The sequence below is a fragment of the Oceanicoccus sagamiensis genome (assembly GCF_002117105.1).
GTDB lineage: Bacteria > Pseudomonadota > Gammaproteobacteria > Pseudomonadales > Dasaniaceae > Oceanicoccus > Oceanicoccus sagamiensis.
In genome coordinates this window covers 3558483-3580535 of the sequence record NZ_CP019343.1, presented here as the reverse complement: position 1 = coordinate 3580535, position 22053 = coordinate 3558483, and the positions used below count along the sequence as shown (strand labels likewise).

At 48.8% G+C, this 22053-nt stretch carries 15 protein-coding genes and 1 pseudogene (1 of these 16 cut by a window edge); 8 read left to right on the top strand and 8 right to left on the bottom strand.

All coding sequences use genetic code 11. The features are described 5' to 3' along the window. The first annotated feature begins 105 nt into the window (after positions 1–105). Both trmA and BST96_RS16210 read left to right on the top strand, forming a co-directional pair. Positions 106–1215 carry a tRNA (uridine(54)-C5)-methyltransferase TrmA gene (gene trmA / locus BST96_RS16215; RefSeq protein WP_085759702.1) on the top strand — a complete coding sequence of 370 codons (1110 nt, stop codon included), beginning with the start codon at positions 106–108 and terminating at the stop codon, positions 1213–1215. Then, the gene (locus BST96_RS16210; protein WP_085759701.1) at positions 1208–1504 is read left to right on the top strand and encodes a 4a-hydroxytetrahydrobiopterin dehydratase; all 297 of its coding nucleotides are present in this window, start codon (positions 1208–1210) and stop codon (positions 1502–1504) included. Before trmA ends, BST96_RS16210 begins: the two co-directional genes overlap by 8 nt. Here the strand turns inward: BST96_RS16210 and BST96_RS16205 are convergent. From BST96_RS16205 to BST96_RS16195, 3 genes are read right to left on the bottom strand one after another with little or no spacing between them, the layout of a single operon-like run. Then, the gene (locus BST96_RS16205) at positions 1487–1879 is read right to left on the bottom strand and encodes a hypothetical protein (protein ID WP_085759700.1); all 393 of its coding nucleotides are present in this window, start codon (positions 1877–1879) and stop codon (positions 1487–1489) included. The genes BST96_RS16210 and BST96_RS16205 overlap by 18 nt on opposite strands. After that, a complete protein-coding gene (locus tag BST96_RS16200) occupies positions 1880–2779 on the bottom strand; it encodes a hypothetical protein (RefSeq protein ID WP_085759699.1) in 900 nt (299 codons plus the stop codon). A 19-nt stretch (positions 2780–2798) separates the two neighbouring features. Next, positions 2799–3422 (bottom strand): dUTP diphosphatase, encoded by a 624-nt coding sequence (locus BST96_RS16195; protein WP_085759698.1) that lies wholly within the window; start codon positions 3420–3422, stop codon positions 2799–2801. A 185-nt stretch (positions 3423–3607) separates the two neighbouring features. Here BST96_RS16195 and BST96_RS16190 point away from each other — a divergent pair, with 185 nt between their 5' ends. The 5 genes and pseudogenes from BST96_RS16190 (at position 3608) to BST96_RS16170 (ending at position 12351) form a co-directional block, all read left to right on the top strand. Then, complete coding sequence (locus BST96_RS16190) at positions 3608–6502, top strand: hybrid sensor histidine kinase/response regulator (RefSeq protein WP_085759697.1); 2895 nt, start codon at positions 3608–3610, stop codon at positions 6500–6502. A gap of 388 nt (positions 6503–6890) precedes the next feature. After that, positions 6891–7247, top strand: coding sequence for a hypothetical protein (locus tag BST96_RS16185; RefSeq protein ID WP_085759696.1), 357 nt, complete (start codon positions 6891–6893; stop codon positions 7245–7247). 283 nt (positions 7248–7530) lie between these two features. After that, entirely contained in the window at positions 7531–9567 is a 2037-nt protein-coding gene (locus tag BST96_RS16180; RefSeq protein WP_169714021.1) for a pyrroloquinoline quinone-dependent dehydrogenase, read from the top strand. A 418-nt stretch (positions 9568–9985) separates the two neighbouring features. Beyond that, a pseudogene (locus BST96_RS20775) lies at positions 9986–11556 on the top strand (cytochrome-c peroxidase). A gap of 150 nt (positions 11557–11706) precedes the next feature. Further along, positions 11707–12351, top strand: a complete 645-nt coding sequence (locus tag BST96_RS16170) for a response regulator (protein ID WP_085759694.1) — start codon at positions 11707–11709, stop codon at positions 12349–12351. Here the strand turns inward: BST96_RS16170 and BST96_RS16165 are convergent. Next, entirely contained in the window at positions 12317–14185 is a 1869-nt protein-coding gene (locus BST96_RS16165; protein WP_085759693.1) for a sensor histidine kinase, read from the bottom strand. The two genes, BST96_RS16170 and BST96_RS16165, sit on opposite strands and share 35 nt — an antisense overlap. Before the next feature lie 282 nt (positions 14186–14467). Here BST96_RS16165 and BST96_RS16160 point away from each other — a divergent pair, with 282 nt between their 5' ends. Further along, on the top strand, positions 14468–15283 hold the full coding sequence (locus BST96_RS16160; RefSeq protein WP_085759692.1) for a hypothetical protein: 816 nt from the start codon (positions 14468–14470) through the stop codon (positions 15281–15283). A gap of 59 nt (positions 15284–15342) precedes the next feature. Here the strand turns inward: BST96_RS16160 and BST96_RS16155 are convergent, their stop codons facing one another. The 4 genes from BST96_RS16155 to BST96_RS16140 form a co-directional block, all read right to left on the bottom strand. Further along, positions 15343–16185, bottom strand: coding sequence for a bifunctional transcriptional activator/DNA repair enzyme AdaA (locus BST96_RS16155; protein ID WP_240554824.1), 843 nt, complete (start codon positions 16183–16185; stop codon positions 15343–15345). 85 nt (positions 16186–16270) lie between these two features. Continuing rightward, on the bottom strand, positions 16271–16882 hold the full coding sequence (locus BST96_RS16150) for a MarC family protein (protein WP_085759690.1): 612 nt from the start codon (positions 16880–16882) through the stop codon (positions 16271–16273). A 54-nt stretch (positions 16883–16936) separates the two neighbouring features. Continuing rightward, positions 16937–17662: an efflux RND transporter periplasmic adaptor subunit gene (locus BST96_RS16145; protein WP_085759689.1), complete on the bottom strand. Its 726-nt coding sequence runs from the start codon at positions 17660–17662 to the stop codon at positions 16937–16939. Between the two features lie 110 nt (positions 17663–17772). After that, positions 17773–22053: the final stretch of an LEPR-XLL domain-containing protein gene (locus BST96_RS16140; protein ID WP_169714020.1), read on the bottom strand. 39714 nt of this gene lie beyond the right edge of the window; 4281 of the gene's 43995 nt are visible here — the last part of the coding sequence; its start codon lies beyond the right edge, outside the window; its stop codon occupies positions 17773–17775.

Sequence of the window (22053 nt, the reverse complement as noted above, 5' to 3'; positions counted from 1 at the left end):
CATTTTATAATCAACAAATTGTAGCCAAAAGCCATACTTATTTCATTACGCATCAGGGCAATAAATCACTATAATGCCTGCACTATTTACAATGTGACCCGAATCATGCCCCTTAGCAAAGTCAACCCGGCCAATTACCAGCAGCAACTGACTGCCAAGGCTGAGCGAATCACCCAACAATTTAGTGAGTTTTCACCACCGACGCTGTCGGTCTATGACTCGCCAGAATTACATTTTCGCGTGCGCGCTGAATTTAAAATCTGGCATCAGGACGATGATTCCTACTATGTAATGTTCAATAAAGCTGAACCCAAGCAACCGGTTAGAATTGACCATTTTCCCATTGGCTCAACGATTATCACCCGGCTAATGGACCAGCTGATGACCGCGATCAAAGCGTCCCCCTTGCTGCGTCATAAGTTATTCCAGATTGAATTTCTAACCACCCTGAGTGGCGAAGCTCTGGTCAGCATGATTTACCATAAACGCCTGGGTGAGGACTGGCAGCAACTGGCCGAAGATTTACAGCAGCAATATCAAATCAAGATTATTGGCCGCAGTAAAAAACAGCGTATGGTGCTCAGTGAAGACTATGTCATTGAGACCCTGACCGTTAAAGGCCAGCAGTATAACTTTCAGCAGGTAGAGAATAGCTTTACTCAACCCAATGCCACGGTTAATCAAAAGATGCTGACCTGGGCACTGGACCACTCTCAGGGGCTGGGTGGAGATCTGGTAGAACTCTACTGCGGCAACGGTAATTTCACTCTTGTGCTCGCGCAAAACTTTAATAAAGTTCTGGCCACTGAAATTTCCAAGACTTCGGTAAAATCAGCCAACTATAACTTTGAACTTAACCAGGTCAGCAATGTTACCGTTGCCCGTATGTCCAGTGAAGATTTTTCCTCAGCACTGGCTGGTGAGAGGGAGTTCCGTCGATTAAAGGATATCGACCTTGGCAGCTATCAATTTTCAACCGTGTTGGTAGACCCACCCCGGGCCGGATTGGACACACTCACTGAAAAGCTGATTAGCCAGTTTGAGAATATTCTGTATATCTCCTGCAACCCCGATACCTTATATAACAATTTAAAACAGCTATGCCAGAGCCACCAAATCACCCAATTCGCTATCTTTGATCAGTTCCCCTATACCGATCATATTGAGTGTGGTGTTATGCTTACAAAAAAACAGCAAGGAGAAGAGAATGAGTGAGATTGCCGCATTAAGTGATACCGAAGTACAAGCCAGATTGGAATCACATAACGAGTGGGCCTTACAGGGCAGTAAACTCTATCGTCGTCTGGTTTTTGAAGACTTTGTACATGCCTTTGGCTTTATGACCCAAATCGCCATCGTGGCAGAAAAAATCGATCACCACCCGGAGTGGGCCAATGTCTACCGCACCGTAGATATTTACCTGACCACCCATGAGGCGGGCGGTGTCAGCGAAAGGGATTTTGAATTACTGGAAAAAATTGAACACCTAATCGGTGATCGTTAACTCTTCATAATTACTGATCAGATAACGCTGTCCGGGCTCAATCATTAATTGCTGATGGAACGAGTGGATAGCGTTAATATTTTGCTCAATAAACGTATCAATCCGGCTATCACCTTGCTGTACTTCAAATTGCAGACCGCCCTGTTTTTTTAGCATCACCGACATAATCGCTGAACGGCCAGGCATTAGAGGCTTGAGACTAGCCTCTGCCTGAACACCGCTACCAAACAAGCGAACAGATTGCACCGTGACACCACTGCGGTTGATAACTTCCAATTCATAAATCGCAACCTGTCGTGACTGCCAAACGCTATAAACCAGACCGACCATCAGGGCCAGCACCATCAGCAATAAAGCAATAAGGCTATTCTTCATCTAATAGACCCGAATCCCCTGCTTGCGAAATTGGCGCGTTAACACCTCATCCAACTGCTCAAGGTCCTCTTTCTCAATATCAATGACCGCACAGCCGTATTGCTGGTAAATAGCTTTGCGCTGCATGCGCTGGGCCAGGCCAGAACCACCGGCATCGTCCCAGCACTCGATATACAATTGGTGCGCAGGTAGATAAAAATCAGCAAGAAGTGGCTGTGGATTATCTTCTGCAAGAAAGGGCAACTCTCGCTGACAGGCATGGGCAATACCCGCCAGGTACAACCAATGACAGATTTTTAAATGGGCTTTGCTGCTATGTTGATGGCCATCCAGTCCCTGATACTCACTTTGACCGGCAAACATATCATCAGAGACGGCTGAAGCCTCTGCGTACACTTCTGCGGAAAATTGTAACTGCTTATTGAGATTTTTATCGTTCTGAATATCCTGCGGCCACATAACATAGAAATTGCCACTGTTGTCATTCTCAAGTTGAATGCCACCGCGCTGTTCGCCTATGCGTGTCAATTCCCACCCCTGAAAACCATGCTTGATCCAGCCCAACTCTGCCAGGATACGGTTAACTTCGCGGGCATTAAGACCCACCGCTTTACCCATAATCGTGGCGGAAATATGCCGGTTATCCTCCAGCGCCAACAGTAGTGGATGGGTGGTTAAGGCTTCCGGCCAAACAATATAACGGCCATAGCGCTTGCTGTGGACATATTCACCACCCTCAAACTCCCCTTTGGAACTTAGCGCCCAGCCCTCATCCAGCTTACGAATCCAACCATAATCTTTTAGCGTGGCAAATAATTGTTGTGAGGGCACATCCAGCACCTTGGCTAAGGCACTGGTAGATAATGGTTTCGGGGGTTCGGCCTGGGGCTTTTCATCCATAACAACAATCCAACCGGGCTTAGGCCGTCAACGATTGATAACGCTGCTGCAGGGATTGATAGACCGTATCACTATAGTCCGCAGCAGCACTATCCAACTCTGCGAGAATCTCTACCAAGTGCTCGTTATCTTCGCGGCCTTGCCACTGCTTAATATAAGTACCCTCTTTGTAGCCATTATCCTGACGGAAAAAATTCAACACATTTTTACCCACATACTGGCGATACAGATCATCAAAATCCATCTCTACAGCGTTGAGCAAATCCCAAAATAAAGACACTGAAAAACCTTTGCTCTCAAGACTGTCCTGGGCCAACGCTTCGGTAGCCTCACGCACACCCAAGCCCTCATACTGATAACCGATTAACTGGCCTTGCATTAACTCGGCGATATCTTCCAGTGTTTCACCTTCAGTAAATAAGGCACTCATACCAAAATGCCAGATATCTATGACTTCCAGTTTAACCTGATCCATATCTGGATCTTGCTTCTTCCACCATTTATAGCCGTAGTGCTCAACCAACTCACCACACTCAATCCAGATTGCCCGGTACCACTCAAACCGCTGGGTAATCCAGTCGGCATGCACCTTTTGATTCATTTTATCTTGCATACCTAACATGGTGACAAAGGCTTGTTTCATTGAAGCTCCCCTAATAGCGTAAATATGGGCGCGATGGCCGCTACAGTTTTCAGCCATGATTATGCCGCACGTTCAGCACCATTACCATGGATGCTTATTAAAGCTTTTGGTGATTAAACATTTGATGGTACAGTGCTTTCTATCGCAGCAACAATAACAACCGGCTAACGCCGACCTTGCTAACTATGCGCCTTTTATTTTCCATTATCGCCGCCTCCTTCCTGCTCTTTGGCAGCAGCGCCCATGCCAACGCGATTGACCTCAGTCAGTCCGGTAACACACTGCAACTAAACCCCCTGCTCGACTACCTCTATGACCAAGAGCAAAGCTATCATTTAGGGCAAATTGCCGACCCTGAGCTGTCGACTGAGCTACCCTGGCAAGACGGCCAACAGCGTGACCGGCAATTGATTACGCAACCGGGCTTGTACTGGTTTAAAGGCGTGCTGAATAACCCCAGCTCCCAGAGTATTACCATTACCTTGCAGACTGAATACCCCTCCATCAACGTTGCCGACTTGTATTTGATCGACAGCAGTAACACGATCGAAACCCTCTATGCCGATGCGGGTATGGATGACCGCTTTGATAATCGCCCAACCCCTCATCGCAATCTGGTGAATACCCTGACACTACCAGCCAATAGCCGTGTAACAGTGGTCTGGCGTATTTACAGCGAACCGCTGTTCCAGTTTCGGGTAACAGCCTGGGAGCCGGGTCACTTTACCGAGTATGAGCAACACCGCCAAATGCTCTATGGCATGCTATACGGCATTCTGGTGGTGATGGCCTTATACAATTTGTTTTTATATATTTCCACCCATCAGAAAAGCTATATTTACTATGTACTCTATGTGGCCAGTGCCGCCTATCTGATTGCTGCAGATCAGGGCCATATCTACCAATATATTGCCACCGACAAAGCCTGGGCCAAGCTCCCTATCTATGCACTTGCCTACAGCTTTAATATTCTGATGTTTTCCCAGTTCTGTATTTACTTCCTGAACCTGAAAAAACACTCTAAGGCCTTATTAAAAACTATTCGCCTACTCAGCGTGATTGCTGCACTCAGCATTATTGTGGTGATCGCCAGCAATAGCCTGATCGCCCTATTTCTAGGACTGGCCACCACCACCGCCCTGTTTGCCGCCGCCTTAAGTTCAGGGGTGATAGTACGTAAAGCCGGGGTGATTTCAGCGGGGCATTTTGTCATTGCCATTATGATTTTGGTGTTTTCTCTGGTGGCTGACAATATGGCCACCGTGGGCTTGATACGCGCCAACGGCTTTACCGAGAGTTTGGGTGCCATGGGAATCACCCTGATGCTGGTATTCTTTTCTCTGGCGCTGGCAGACCGTATTAATCAACTGCAAAAAGAAAGCCGTGAAGCGGGCCGCAGTATGGCCAAGGCCAACGAGGAAAAACTCAAAGCCAGAACCGAGCTGCTAAAATCGCAAATGGAACGTATCCAGCTTGAGCAAAGCTCCAGTGAAGCGCGCTTGGAGAGCCGTTCCAAAAGTGACTTTCTCGCTACCATGAGTCACGAAATCCGTACACCTATGAATCATGTGCTGGAAAAAACCGAGCTGATGAAGTCCACCAAACTCAGCGATCAGCAAACCCAATACCTGAATACTATCGAGCGCTCCAGTCAGTCACTGCTTAGCATTATTAACGACTTGCAGGACTTCGCCAAAATAGAAGCGGGTCAAATGGCCCTCGATGTGGCCAGCTTTAACCTCGAAACCCTGCTTGATGACTGCATCTCTACCTTTTCCCTGCGGGCTATGGAAAAGAAGATCAACTTTATTGCTGACCTTGAACCCGGCATTGAACCGGTATTAAAAGGCGACGCCACCAAACTGCGGCAAATTATTCTCAACCTGCTTAGTAACGCGTTTAAATTTACCGAACAGGGGGACATTTTGCTAAAAGTGTCCAGCACCTCAAAAACCAGTATTAACTGCGTAGAGCTTAAATTTGAAATCCAGGACAGCGGCATTGGCTTAACCAAAGCCGAGCAACAAAGGCTGTTTACCCCCTTCCAGCATGCCGACGAAACCACCTATGGTCGCTATGGTGGCAGCGGGCTTGGTCTGGCTATTGGTAAACAACTGGCCGAGTTAATGGATGGCACGATTGGTGTAAGCAGTGAAGCAGGTCATGGGTCAACCTTCTGGTTTACCGCAAGACTATTAATTGACGAGCACCCTGACAGCTCCTTGCTTAGGGAGAAATCATCAAAGCTCGCTGGTCAGCGTTTATTACTGCTCGACCCCAACCCCGTCTCTGCGGATATTATCGCCAGACTGCTAAGCTCATGGAAAATGGACGTGGTAACCGCGACCGATGTCGATCATGCCCAGCAGCAATTATCCCGTGCACTGGAAGAACAGCAGCCCTTTACCGTTATATTGGCTGAGTACCAACTGGAAGGTGGTAATAGCCTGGCACTGGCACAACAGATTCAAACCAACCACAAGGACTGCAATTTTGTGTTAATGGCGACCAGCCGAAAACTGGGCTCATCCACTGAGCTTAGTGAAGCCGGTATTGAGATTATGCTGGAAAAACCGGTCACCAATGCCCTGCTACATGACGCCCTGACCCAGGCTATCGTGCCCCCCCAGCAAAAGGCCCAACAGGAAGCGGCCATCGCGGTCAGCACAAAAACCTTAACAGTGCTGTTGGCAGAAGATAATCAGGTCAACCAACTGGTCATTCAGGGGCTACTGAAAAAGCTCAATATTATTCCCGATATTGCCGCCAACGGTCTGCAAGCCCTGCATCACTATGAACAAAACGACTACGACCTTATCTTAATGGACTGCGAAATGCCTGAAATGGATGGCTATGAAGCCAGCCATCAGATCCGGGCCAAGGAACAACAGTCGGGTCAAAGCAAGGTCACCATTATTGCCCTAAGCGCCCATGCGCGTAGTGACCACAAGGCCCGTGCACTGGAAGCCGGTATGGATGCCTACCTGACCAAGCCTATTACCTTAAACGACCTGATCAATGCTCTGGAAGCTGAGAATTTACTGTTACCGGAGAATACACAGAACCCAACGGCTGAATAATGCCGCTCCAGCCTTGGCTCGCAGTACCGGCATAGCCAGCCTCCGCGCAACCATAAAGGCCTATAATTAAGCCATTATGATGTTTCTATTAATTTATCCACAAATTCTGTGGATAAGTTCGGGGATAAGTTGAGAGAATGGTAGCTTAAGGCCCATAAGATCAACACTTATTACTGATTGGTTAAATTTTGACCAGTATATTAAACTCTTATATATCAATAACTTACGATATTTGTATACTTATACAGGTAAAATGACAAAGAATTGACCCAGTGTTTGCGCCAACAGAGTAAAGTGTGAATAACGTAGCGGTAAAAAAGTTAGTGACCAATGACCTGCAAAGGCAATAATAAAGCTTAGTTCATAAAATTAGTGGCAAATTACCCCCGTGAAAAAGCAGCCAAACTTTTATCGCAGACGCGCTCCCCGGCTATCGACTTGGCCTGATCTGCCCCTGCGAAAGTCCGTTTCCGCCGTCAAAATATTTTCTGTTATTGCCCTACTGCTGTTTATTTTTTCCAGCAGCAAGGTGATCGCACAATCAGAACCGCCACCACCAAGCACAGAAAAAATCATTCAACAGGCTGAATATTTATTTCAAGCAAAAGTGATCAGCGTAAAAACTGCAAGCGACCCGCAGCTTTATCAGATTCGATTACTACAGCGTAGCGGTAATATTATTTTAGTTACGGCCGATAAAAAAACCGGTGAAATGACAGCGATAAATTCCCCTCAACAGCGATAGCTCACAAGTAAAAATAAACCGCAAACTGCTCTTCTGGTTTAAAATTAATAAGGCCGGCTAGCCGCGATTCCCTGACAGCCCTCAGGATTTTTTGTCATAACTTCTGACAGAAAATTAAACGCTGCAACTTTAATAATCTTTACCCGGTAATAGGCTTTGCCTGACTTGGTTGCCTGTGTTCACTATGGCAGAATCAAAGCTGTTATCTAATGGCTACTTAGTTGTAATCTGGCCACAAGCTCTTGTTAAACAACCGTCCATAACAATAATAAACCCAGCGATTATGCCTACAATATTCCCTAATACGGTTTTAACACTGTTTTTATCGATACTTTTACTCATTGATAACCATAGTCATGCTTCTGGCTGGGATACTTGGGGGGCGGATAAAGCAGGCAGTCGTTACTCCAACCTGCAACAAATCAATCGTGAAACCATCGACCGCCTGCAACCGGTCTGGCAATACCAGACAGGAGCCGTGGCCAGCCACTCCCAAATAGAGAACGAAAACGCCGGCTTTCAGGTCAATCCTATTTTACTACCTAAGGAAGCGGGCCAACATCTGGTGACATGCACACCCTTTAATCGCATTGTCGCCATCGATCCGGTCAACGGAGCAGAACGCTGGACCTTTGATCCGCAAACCGTCATCCATGGCTATGGTAATAAAAATGATCCCCGTGGAAAAAAATCGGTGCCCTATAGCAAATGTCGCGGCGTATCTTTTTGGCAGGATAAAGAGAGTAAGGATAAACAAGCACACTGTAGTCAGCGAATTATTTCCGGCACCAACGATTTAAAAATTATTGCCATCGACGCGATCAGCGGCAAAGTATGTGAAGATTTTGGTGTCCAGGGAGTGGTCAATGCCGAGCCCCTGGCTATGGCCAAACAACCCGCCTGGCCCGGCGAAGTAAAGTTCTACCAGCCACCGGCCATTATTAATGACACCCTGGTGATTGGCACCTCAGTCAGGGATAACCATCGGGTTAACGCCCCTTCCGGGGCCATCCGCGCCTTTAGCGTTCGCAGCGGTGAATTGCTCTGGCAATTTGACCCCATACCCCGTGATCCCAACGACCCTGAATACCAGAACTGGGATCCCAAAGCCGCCACCGAAACCGGTGGGGCCAATACCTGGGGAGGTATAAGTGTTGATGAGCAGCGAGATCTGGTATTCCTCCCCACCTCCGGCCCTTCGGTGGACTTCTACGGTGGTAACCGCCCCGGCGATAACCGGTATTCGGACTCCATCGTTGCATTGCGAGGCAGTACTGGCGAGGTGGTCTGGCACTTCCAGCTTATCCATCACGATGTCTGGGACTACGATGTAGGGGCACAGCCGGTACTGGTTGAACTGAGCAAAGAGGGCGAACCCTTCCCTGCAGTTATTCAGGCCACCAAAACGGGGATGATTTATATCTTCCACCGTGAAACCGGTACTCCCTATTTCCCGATAGAAGAGCGAGCGGTTCCTCAGGACGGTGTGCCTGGCGAACTGCTATCGCCGACTCAACCCTTCCCCACAGCCCCGCCACCACTGGTCCCACACGGTTCCTCCAAGGACGACTTCTGGGCGCCACTGAAAGGCAAATGCGAAGAGAAATACGGCTCTGCCCGCTTTGGCCCCATTTTTACCCCTCCTAGCTTGGAGGGCACCATCGTAGAACCCTCCACAGCTGGCGGGATTAATTGGGGCAGTGTCGCGATCGATAAGACCAATAAAATACTGGTCACCAACGTCAACCGGGCCCAGCATTTTGTGCAACTGATACCCAATGAGAAGATCAGCAGCAAGGCTGATGACAGCGGTGAATTTAAAGTGGGCGAACCACGCCCGCTACACGGTACCCCTTACCACCTGAAACAGGGCCCGGTTATGTCACCCTATTATGCTCCATGTACAGAGCCCCCTTGGGCAGAGCTGGTGGCGGTTGATATTGAGCAGGGGAAAATACTATGGCAGTCACCACTGGGCACTCTCGACAAACTGGCTCCCGTGCCGATTCCGTTAAAATGGGGCACGCCCACCTTTGGCGGGCCGATGGTCACAGCGGGTGGTCTGGTCTTTATTGGTGCCACAGCGGACAACCGAATCAGAGCCTTTGATCTATCGACAGGAGAAGAAGTTTGGGAATTTGAGTTAGCTACCGGAGCTTTTACTCTCCCCATGAGCTACGAAATAAACGGCGTGCAATATATTGTTGTAGCGGCGGGAGGCCATCCTTTTATCTATCGCCGGCCCGGTGACTTTATTACCGCCTTTGCACTGGGGGAGCCACAAAGCGTCTGGGACCGACTACTTAAGCTATTTAACTAGCATCACGCCTGAGGTTTAACGAAGGCTTAGGCCGTGCGATCCTGGAAGTACTGCGCGTGCGTACCGGTTTGCCCAGCTGGAAAATCTGCTGCATAAACTCGGCTTCCTCTCGGCTAATACCCCGTGACGAGACTTGAACCTTAGGTTCCTTACATACAATACTGGACGATTTAGCATTACTCATAGTGTTGTCCTATTCCGGTTATTGACTATAGACAGCTTAATCACTACTCGGTTTCCATAGAAATGGCTTATTCCTATCGCAGCCATAACCTCCGCGTATAAGCGAAACTGTTAGAAACTGTACTCTCAGTGGCATAATTCCCCCCCCCTTTTTACACATTGCTTGCACAGTAGCTTCCTAATTCCTCCCCATTCATCCCTTAGTCTGATCACCAGTTTCTTAGATGGGGGGAGTATGAAACCAATAACACTATTAGTTACCAGCTTATCAATCACATTATTAACAGCCTGTGGCAGCGGAGGCGGCAGTAATAGCGCAACGCCCAACCAGACCGACGATAATACCGCGGTCATTAATACCCCCGAAGTCACAAGCCCTGACAGCCCAATCGATGTGCAATTACGTGCGCTTATCAGCGAACAGGCGTTAACCGGAGACCCCAGTACCGGCAGAGCCCTGCCCTCAATCAATAGCCCCTTGGCACAATTAGGTAAACAGCTGTTTTTTAGCAAAAGCCTTGGCGGTGGTTTTGATACCGCCTGCGTCAGTTGCCACCACCCCTTGCTAGGTGGCGGTGATGACCTGTCACTGCCAGTGGGCACCCTGGCCACCAACCCCGAGTTATTGGGGCCAGGCCGTGAACATAGAGATGGCGCTCCACCTGTACCCCGAAACTCCCCACGGTCTTTAATGTTGGCCTGTGGGATAGCGGCTTATTCTGGGATTCACGGGTTGAAAGTCTGGGCAAAGACACTGGCGCCAACGGAGCCGCTTCCGGTATTCGCACCCCAGACAGCGTTTTTGCTACTGCTGACAGCAATGCGGGGGACAATCTGGTCGCGGCACAGGCACGCTTCCCGGTGACCTCCGTCGACGAAATGAAAACCACGGACTTTGAAGACGGCAGCAGCAATGCCAGTATCCGCAGCCATCTTGCGGCCAGAATCGGTAACTATGGCGAAGGCAGCGGTGAGTTAGCGTCCAGTACCTGGGTCAGTGAATTCCAAGCAGCCTTTGCCAGTAGCGAAGCTGCAGAAGAACTGATTAGCTTCGACAATATTGCTCTGGCGATCAGTGAATATGAGCGCTCCATGGTATTTATCGATAGCCCCTGGAAAGACTATATCGAAGGCAATAACAATGCCCTAAGTAACCAACAAAAACAGGGGGCTATTTTATTTCTCACCTCGGTGGATGATGGCGGCGCAGGCTGCGCCAGCTGCCATAGCGGTGACCAGTTTAGCGATGGGTTGCATCATGTTATTGCCTTCCCCCAAATCGGCCCCGGTAAAGGCGATGGCGATGGCAATAACGATGACTTTGGCAGAGCCCGAGAGACGGGTAATAGGAATGACCGCTATCACTTTCGCACCGCCAGCCTGTTAAATATCAGCGCCACGGCCCCCTACGGCCATAGCGGAGCCTATGAGACCCTGAGACAGGTGGTGCGGCATTATGACAACCCGCGAGGCCGGGTAGCAGACTTCTTTGACCAGGGCGGCTGGTGTCAGCTGCAACAGTTTGCTGACATTAGCGACTGTGCAAGCCTCTACCCCTTTGCCGAGACAAACTCCAACCAGGCTTTGCAGCAACTCAATAGAGAGCGCGACAACAACACGGCGCTGTTTCAAAACACCCAGATCAATAACAATGAAACCGACCAGATTGTGGCTTTTTTACAGGCCTTAACCGATCCCTGTGTAGAGGACCGGGACTGCCTGGCACCATGGATTGCCGACCCCGCCCTGCCTGGCCCGGATGGTATGCAACTAAACGCAATTGGCGAAGATGGCGACTTATTGTAAGCTGAGGACTGAAAATACCCCAAATGCGGTATGTTTTTCTGGCGCCGAACTACCATAATAAGTGTGAATAGGTTACCTCGAGGATTGGAAGTACCTATTTATTTAGGGCAGGGACGCCCCATTTTATTTTTCAATGGTTGAGAACCCATAATGAATAAGTCCAATCCAGTCAACGTCCTTGTCGGTGACGATCACCAGGTGATCTTCCAAGGCATTGAAACCATGCTCAATAATCACAGCATTATCAATGACCTTGATTACGCGGCTTCCATCGATGAAATCAGCTCTCGGCTCAGCGAAAATAAGTACGACCTGCTATTACTGGATCTGAATATCAATGGCATCAACTCCTTAGATCATGTTGAAGCCTTCCGAGGTATTATTGAAGACTTAAAAATTATCATTTTTTCATCCTATAACAATAAAAAACTGATCGATAAAGCCAGTGACTTGAATACCAATGGCTACCTGTTGAAAAACACCGACCAGGACAGTTTTCAATCGGCGATTGAGAAAGTCATCAATGGCGGCACGGTGTTCGATCAGGAGCTAAAAATCACTGACAGTCCCAGCGATGATATTGAGCAATATGCGAATTTAGAAGAGCTCTCCAAGCGAGAAAAAGAACTGGCTGCCCTTATTATCGCCGGCAACAATGAACAGGAAATTGCTGACCTGTTATTTATCAGTAAAAATACTGTCAGAACCCATAAGAAAAATATTTTCAGAAAACTCAATGTCAGTGGAACCTTTGGCCTGATTAAATATATCCAGGCGAATAACGAGGTATTTTAATCCGGTGGTATTGATAACCGTCACGGTATTCTACCTTCATTTCCCCTTTTAATAATTGCAGCCGCCAGTTAATCCCCTTAAGCCCCAACCCTGACTGGCTTAAGTTATCGGACAGATAGCCATCACCATTATCACTAACGATTAATTCATACAGGGTATCGCTGACCCGAAATTCAACCAATAAATGATCACCGGTGGAATACTTAATAGCATTATTAATTAATTCCAGACACATAAAATATAACTCCCGCTCGGTCGATTTGGACGCTACACTATCCTCCGTATAATTAAACTCCACCTCAAAACCGGTTTCTGACTCTTCAATGGAATAGAGCAACTCTTCTATCGCATTGATAAAACCATAACGCTCCAATACCACTGAACTTAAATTATGACTAAAACGACGAATATCCTGCGCAATCACCTGTGTTTCATTGACCAGCGATTGCTTTAAGGCCTTGTCATCGGTAGTTAACGCAGAGATACGCATTTGCAAGGCTGACAAACGTGAACTGGCACCATCATGAAGCTCCTGTGCCAAACGGGTTCGCTCCCTTTGCTGGCCTTCTACAAACTGCTGACCACCTTCAATCAAAGCTTCCGACAAGGAATTACTCAGCTGCTGGTTATCAATTCTCAGCCGGTAAAAATCCCCCCCGATCACACAGGTAAGCACGGAGAAATCCAGTACCAGTGCTAGCATAGTAATATTTTCCTGAAGAAAAACATTTTGCACAACGCCCATCTCCTCCAGCACAATAATCAATATCGCCGACAAAATACCCACATTGGCCAATAAAAAAGCCGCATACTTCCAGCGAAAATCCGTGACCAGAAAATAGACTCCCATAGCGATCAGGTAGACCGGGAGTAAGGCCACCCCTATTTGTACCCACTGAATAAACACAATACCCGGCAGCGGCAACTGCAATAAAATCAACAGGTAATAGAGACAGAAGAACAACCAGTTCAGGGAAAAGTAGACACGGGCTATACGGTGAACAAGCATGGCTTTGCGATGCTGTGGACGCCCCAGTTCAAAATAAAAATGACAAAAAATCAACAAAGACACAGCGGCAAACAGCGTCAAGACAGGACGCGACAAGCTATTAAACAAATAGACCTCACGCCAGATATATTGAAAGCCAAGCCCTGTATTGGCCACCGCAAAGAGGGCAAAAGACACCACATAAGTGAGCAATGAAAAATAAATGCCTTTAAAGCGGCTAATATTTAAAATCACCAGACAAACAATAATCACCAGATAGATCCCAATATAAAGACCTAGTAGCGCGTTTTCCTGACTAGAGTTAGCTAAGAAATTGGTTTCGCTGCGCAACATAATCGGCAGCTTCATCGACTCATTGTACTTATCAGCAAACAGTAAAAATTCTTTGGTCTCGCCGGCTGCCAGCGGTGAAGGGAAGACATAAAAGCGATGATCGATAGGCCGGGTATCAAAGAGCGTGTAGTCACCCGTGAGCTTAGAGGCCGTCACCGCACTATCGCCAATCACCCATTCAAATAACTGTAGATAGTTGATATGCGGGTTTCTGATTTCGGTATACACCGTAATGGGGGCACTGCCGGTATTCCTGACCCGATAGTGGAGCCAGTAATAGTGTTTACCGCTGGGGTAAGCCAGGCCTTGGCCAGCCACGGTTTTAAATTCACCCTGGGTAAGCTTTGCTATCGCCTGCTCATAACTTAGGGCCTCTGGGGTCTCAAGTACCCTGACCTGCTCTTGCAGAAAAAGCTGGTCAAATGATTCGTCGACCAGAATCTCCGGGTATACCAGCTGGAAGGATAACAGGGCGGCCAATAAAGCAAACATAGAATAAGACAGTTGTTATTTTCCCAAACCTTAACAAAAGTCACTAATCAGGGCTATCTAATTGGGCGACAAGAGGTTCTTAAGTGGCCAGTGGCAATACGAATAGGCCGAATTTGCCTAGTGACCCCCTACCCCTTCTACGTTACACTAGCCGCTAAATCACTGGTCCCAGTGGTTAGCTAACGCCTCCAACGCCAGAACATTGCACCCCAAAAGCAAGTATGTTAACTTAAATGTATTAAAAGCATATCAATATAACTTTTTGCTGTCAGGAGCCACCCCATGAGCAAGTCAACACGTTCACTAATCGATGAGATCGATGCCCGTCCAGGCGTTGATAACGAGGAAACCTTTAAGGAACTATGGAGCATCCTTGGTGAGCTCTTTGAGAAAATCAAAGGCCGCTTTGAGCTAAGCCCTGACGGCTCTACCGCCGACCTCCAGCCCTATTCCGCTATTGACGGTAGCGGTGCCGGTGGCTACTTAAGCACCTTCGCTGGCCCTGAAATTGATTGGTTGGTGTATTCCTGGGTAGGCAACCCCAAAGCCAGCTTTACCAACATGCACCTGACGATCAGCCTTGGCCCACAGATTGATGCACCTAACCTCGGTCTGGCTTTTGGTACCACCCCTGACCTGTTTATGTATTTGGACTTTGTGCCTCGTTTAGACCTGCCAGCCAACCCTGCTTATATGGACAAGTACTACGATGAAGCCAATGAGCAGTATTTAAAATGGCAGGAAAACCCGGAGTTTGTCTCTTTTATTAGCCGCGACTTATATATGCGCGCCACCCAAACACCTACCAGCCTGTGTATCAGCGCCCCGGATAACGAAACTAATATGGAAGAAGTGCGCAGCACTGCCCATAAAATGGTGGACCAGTGGCTGGCCAATGTAGAAAAAGCGGACCGCATCCCTGAAGATCAGTGGCAGGCACAGCAAGACCGTGATGAAGCACTGCGTAAAGAGATCTCTGACCGCGACCCTATGAATGAGATGGTTGAACGTATGTACGGCAAAGAGCTGGCAGACCGTTTAACCAAAGCGCTATGGGGCGGCGATCGTGAACTGCCTTACGCTAAAGACTTTTCATAAGCCAAGCGTGCTTCACGCTTAGTCGTGAATGCAAGATTGCAATAAAAAGGCGAGTATCACTACTCGCCTTTTTTTATGGCTGAAGATTCCAGATCAATCAACCGACGCTTTCGTGACAAGCCCCATTTGTAGCCAGCCAAACTCCCGTCGCCCCGTATCACCCGGTGACAGGGTATTGCTATAGCTATTTTATTATTGGCACAGGCACTGGCTACAGCGCGCACAGAGTTTGGCCGACCCAAACCTCTGGCAACCTCGGTATAGGACTGTAAGTCACCGGCAGGAATGGTGGTTAAATACTGCCAGACCATATGTTGAAAGGCCGTGCCGATAATATCCAGTGGCAAGTCCAACACCTCGACCTTGCCCTCTAGAAAAACCTTTAGCTGCTGCATCCACTGATCAAATAATGGCTGCGTAGAAGCGTGTATCGATTGCAGTTCTGCATTGGGAAACTCCTGCTTTAACCGTTGCAGCAATAAAGCATCGCACTCATCTAACTGTAAAAAACAAATGCCACGATCTGTAGCGGCAATCATGGCAGTACCGATAGCGGTTAGCGTTGAAGCATAGGAAATGGTCTCCCCCGCTCCGCCTTTTTTATAACGGTTTGGGGTCATACCAATATGGCTATCGAGCTTTTCATAAATGCGGGAAGTGGATTCATAACCGGTATTTTGAATAGCCGCGGTGACGCTATCTCCCGCTTTAAGTGATTGCTTAAACTGCTGTATGCGGCAGCGCTCCTGGTATTGCCGAGGAGACACACCAATAGTTTTTTTAAAAAGTTTTTGAAAGTGCGCCGGGCTCATACCGGCCTGCTCAGCCAATACTGCCAGCGTTAACCGCTGCTGATGATGCGTTTCGATATAACGGCAGATATCATGCATTAATGTGTTCACAGGAGTCCGGTCCTAGCAGCAGTGGTTTTAATAATGCATTATCAGTGAATAAAGCGCTAACAACACTCCGAATCTTGTGATGCGATTATAGCGCAAAGTAAGTTTTAACCCCTTCAAGCACACTGGAAACGGCGATTGACGCTAAAATTAAGCCCATAACACGACTGATCAGGCTCGCGCCGCTATCACCAATTAAACGATGGATTGCACTGCCAGCAAATAAAAATACTAATACCACCACTAATACCGACAACATCGCTGCAACGGTTATCGATTGTTCCAGAAAGTTGTATTTACTATTTTCAGTGAGCAATACCGCCGCCAACATAGCACCGGGACTGGCTATAGAAGGGATAGCCAAAGGAAAAATAGCGGTATCAGTTGAGCTGGTCTCAACCATGGCACACTCTTCCTCGGGTTTACTCTCACCAAATATCATCGTCAGAGCAAAGAGAAAAAGCACAATACCGCCGGCTATTTGAAACGCCGACAAACTGATACCGATAGCAGTCAGAATAAACTCACCGGCAACCACAAAGAACAACAGAATAATGGCCGAGAACAATGTGGCCTTTAAGGCAATCTTTCGCTTGATACTTTCTTCAAAGGAGCGAGTAACCGCAATAAACACTGGCACTGTGCCGATGGGGTCAATCACCGCAAAAAAGAAAATAAACGCCGCTAGAAAGTTTTCCATCAACCACCCTGTTCACTGTTTATTGACTGGATAACCTCCAGTTAAGCATGCATGCTATAAGGCTGCCCGGCATTTAATACCCGCGGGAATTTTACTATCGGTATTTAACAGCGCGGCACGGATTCGGTAGGTACCACTGGCAGCATCAATTATCGGGTCAATCATACTGATGCTTGCTTCATAGCTGCCATTTACCGGAGCCTCAGGGTAAATAGTTAATACACTGTCTTTGGCGATGGTGCCAAAACTCTCATAGGGTAAAACCAATTCGATTTTTAATAGCTCAATATTGGCCAGGGAAATAACCGGGGCATCTTCTACATACTCACCAGGGTCCATAAAGCGGTCAATAATCACACCGTTAATTGAGCTGGTAATCATTCTAAGATCATGTACCTCTTCGGCATATTTAAGCTCTTTTAATGCCAGCTGGTATTCGGTTTCAAATTCATCACGCTCATGGCTGGAGATCAGGTTTTCCTTAAACATCTCGTCATTTCTTTGCATTTGCCGCTTGGCAAATTCAACCCGCACTTTTGCCATTTCAACGCTGGCAGCTTCAACCCCAGAGCGGAGTGAAAATAACTTGCCACCCTGCTTTACCGTATCACCCACTTGCAGGTCCAGTTTATCGATAACACCGGGCACCGCGCTGCTAACATCGACGCGCATACTGGGCTCGATCATACAGCTCATAGCATCTAAATAATTGGCATCACCCTGAGCCATGATGGCAGGGCTGATTAAGGACAAACTAAGGGGCAACCATTTTATATTCAATCTTTTTATCTCCAGCGCAAAGCACTCACAGGTTTATTGTTATGAATAATACCCTAGCACGAATTTTATTGTTTGGAATAAATACCGGAATATTGCAGGCTGCCAACCAATCAGGCCAGACAATCTGCTGACTCAGCTTTGCTGGCCTGTTGGCGGGTAGTCGTGCGCTTAATCGCAGCCATAAAGGCCAGAGCGGCCAGGTTTTCTGCGCTATCGGAGCTATCAACGTCTATAGCGGCCGCCAATTCGGTGCTATCGGTATTGGCTTCATCTTGCCCTGGCTCACAACCGTTATCAGCGTCCGCTCCAGCTTCAGCTTCACACTCTTCTTCGACCGGTTGTTCTTCCTGCTCCTCCTCAGGCACCTCTTCTGGTGCAACCGGAGCATTAGCCGGGCTATCGCCGCCACCCTCGGTGCCGCCACCTGTTGCAGGCAAACTACCAAAGGAGGTCTGGCTACTACTGCTGCTGTCTGTGGCCATAATAGGATCTTCAACCAACACCAGCTCAACAGCGCTTACCTGGACTTCCCGCTCAACCGTTTCTGCCTGCTGTTGCACCGCGGCAATCTCTTCTTGTACCAATACATAGCCATTATAGAGCGCTACTTGCTCGGCACTAATCAGTTCAAGGTTGGCAGGGTCACTGGAGACTGAAACACCTTCTGTAAAGTTAACATCAGTGACTCGGCCATAGTTACCAATAATGATATCGTCGGTAAATAAAGCGAAGAACAGATCGCTGCCGCCGCCGCCAATTAACCAATCAGAACCTTCACCACCATCCAGTGAATCATCGCCACCAAACAAGGGGTCTATGGTATCTACATAGAACTGGTCAAACTCATCAAAGCCGGCAACGGCGAAATCACCAAAGATATAATCATTGCCATCTTCACCGAAAATACTATCACGGCCATCACCACCAAATGCCCAGTCATTGCCGTCACCCAGTGCCACAATATCATCGCCACCCTGCTCTGGCAGATCGGTTCTTAACTCGAAGAACTCGCCATTCTGGTAAGTAAAGCTACCGCTATCGGCAATCACAATATCATCACCGGCTGCGGTATCAACGGTGTCGCTACCCAGACCTGCAATGGCGCGGTCATCACCCTCACCACTCTCAATGATATCGTTACCGGCAAAGCTGTCATCGCTATCGTTACTCAGTAGAGACGTCAGCAGGCCATCGCTGTATTCGATAATGCCGTGGTCAGCAATAATGTCGTCCATACCAGCACCGGTGCTAATCATATCGTCGCCAGTGCCTGCTATCACCGTATTATCACCACCGCGGGCGGTAATCTCATCATTGCCGCCATTGGCGGGTGATTCGCTCAATAGCGCGGTGATAACACCTTGATCGTTAAAGCTCACTCTGCCGTTATCGCCAAGTAGACGATCATTACCGAAGCCACTGCTAACGCTATCAGCACCAGTTCCGGCAATGGCAAGGTTATCGCCATCACCCAGTTCAAGGATATCGTCTCCGCCTAGTTCAGGCTCGCTACTCACTGCCAGCGTTAGAATATTATTGAGGTAGATTAGCTCGCCGTTATCAGCCAATACCGCATCGTTATCCGCACCGGTATTGACGTTATCCTGACCCAGACCAGCCAAGACGCGGTTACTGCCATCACCGCTGTCGATCACATCATTGCCTGCGGTTGAATTATCGATATCCGTAGTGGCCAAACGGTTGGCGATACCCTCGGTATAAGTGATCTCACCGTTGTCGCCAATAATGTCATCATCGCCAGCGCCGGTAGTCACGGTATCGTTGGCCTGGCCCGCAATCACCGTATTGTTGCCATCTGACAGGGTGATCTCATCATCATTCCCCAGCGCCAGAGCCAGGCTGCGGATCGCAGTAATCACGCCCGTATTGTCAAAGAGGATTTCACCACTATCACCGATCACGCGATCATTGCCGGCACCGGCAGTCACAGTATCTTCGCCCAGACCTGCGATCACGGTGTTATCCCCTTCGCTAAGCACGAGGCTATCGTTATCGCCCAGATCGGTTTCGGTGCTGGTGGCTGCAATCAGAATATTGTTTAAGTAAATCAGCTCGCCGTTATCGCCCAGTACCGTATCGTTATCCACTCCGGTGGTGACACTATCCTGACCCAGACCGGCCAGTACGCGGTTAATGCCATCACTGCTATCGATGGTGTCGTTGCCTGCGGTGCTGTTATCAGTATCCGTAGTGGCCAGACGGTTGGCGATACCGTCGGTATAGGTAATCTCACCATTGTCGCCAATAATGTCATCGTTGCCAGTTCCGGTGGTCACTGTGTCATTACCCTGACCGCCAATCACCGTGTTAGTACCGCCGATAAGGGTAATCTCATCATCACCACCCAGTTCCAGTGCCACGCTACGGATCGCGGTAATCACGCCCGTATTGTCAAAGAGGATTTCACCACTATCACCGATCACGCGATCATTGCCGGCACCGGCAGTCACAGTATCTTCGCCCAGACCTGCGATCACGGTGTTATCCCCTTCGCTAAGCGCGAGGCTATCGTTATCGCCCAGATCGGTTTCGGTGCTGGTGGCTGCAATCAGAATATTGTTTAAGTAAATCAGCTCGCCGTTATCGCCCAGTACCGTATCGTTATCCACTCCGGTGGTGACACTATCCTGACCCAGACCGGCCAGTACGCGGTTAATGCCATCGCTGCTATCGATCGTGTCGTTGCCTGCGGTGCTGTTATCGGTATCCGTAGTGGCCAGACGGTTGGCGATACCGTCGGTATAAGTAATCTCACCGTTGTCACCGATAATGTCATCGTTGCCAGTACCGGTGGTTACTGTGTCATTGCCCTGACCCGCAATCACGGTGTTAGTACCGCCGATAAGGGTAATCTCATCATCACCACCCAGTTGCAGTGCCACGCTACGGATCGCGGTAATCACGCCCGTATTGTCAAAGAGGATTTCACCACTATCACCGAGCACGCGATCATTGCCGGCACCGGCAGTCACGGTATCTTCACCGAGACCTGAGATCACGATGTTATCCCCTTCGCTAACGGTCAGCGTATCGTTATCGCCCAGATCCGTTTCGGTGCTGGTGGCTGCGATCAGAATATTGTTTAAGTAAATCAGCTCGCCGTTATCGCCCAGTACCGTATCGTTATCCACTCCGGTGGTGACACTATCCTGACCCAGACCGGCCAGTACGCGGTTAATGCCATCGCTGCTATCGATGGTGTCGTTGCCTGCGGTGCTGTTATCAGTATCCGTAGTGGCCAGACGGTTGGCGATACCGTCGGTATAGGTAATCTCACCATTGTCGCCAATAATGTCATCGTTGCCAGTTCCGGTGGTCACTGTGTCATTACCCTGACCGGCAATCACGGTGTTAGTGCCGCCCAGTATTGCGATGGTATCAGCCGCACCTTGAGCCAGTGCGGTGCTGCGGATAGCGGTAATGACACCGTCTTCTGCATAGATGATTGCACCGTTATCACCGATCACGCGATCATTGCCCAAACCTGCGGTGACGGTATCTTCACCCAAACCTGCGATCACAGTGTTATCCCCTTCACTAACTGCAAGGCTATCGTTATCGCCCAGATCCGTTTCGGTGCTGGTAGCTGCAATCAGAATATTGTTCAGGTAAATCAGTTCGCCGTTATCACCCAGCACCGTATCGCTGTCCACACCGGTGGTCACCGTATCCTGACCCAGACCGGCCAGTACGCGATTAAGGCCATCGCTGCTATCGATGGTGTCGTTGCCGGCAGTGCTGTTATCGCTATCCGTAGTGGCCAAGCGATTGGCGATGCCATCGGTATAGGTGATCTCACCGTTGTCACCGATAATGTCATCGTTGCCAGTACCGGTGGTTACTGTGTCATTGCCCTGACCCGCAATCACGGTGTTAGTGCCACCCAGTATTGCGATGGTATCAGCCGCACCTTGAGCCAGTGCGGTGCTGCGGATAGCGGTAATGACACCGTCCTCTGCATAGATGATTGCACCGTTATCACCGATCACGCGATCATTGCCCAAACCTGCGGTGACGGTATCTTCACCCAGGCCAGCGATTACGGTGTTATCCCCTTCGCTAACGGTCAGCGTATCGTTATCGCCCAGATCCGTTTCGGTGCTGGTGGCTGCAATCAGAATATTGTTTAAGTAAATCAGCTCGCCGTTATCGCCCAGTACCGTATCGTTATCCACTCCGGTGGTGACACTATCCTGACCCAGACCGGCCAGTACGCGGTTAAGGCCATCGCTGCTATCGATGGTGTCGTTGCCTGCGGTGCTGTTATCAGTATCCGTAGTGGCCAGACGGTTGGCGATACCGTCGGTATAGGTAATCTCACCATTGTCGCCAATAATGTCATCGTTGCCAGTTCCGGTGGTCACTGTGTC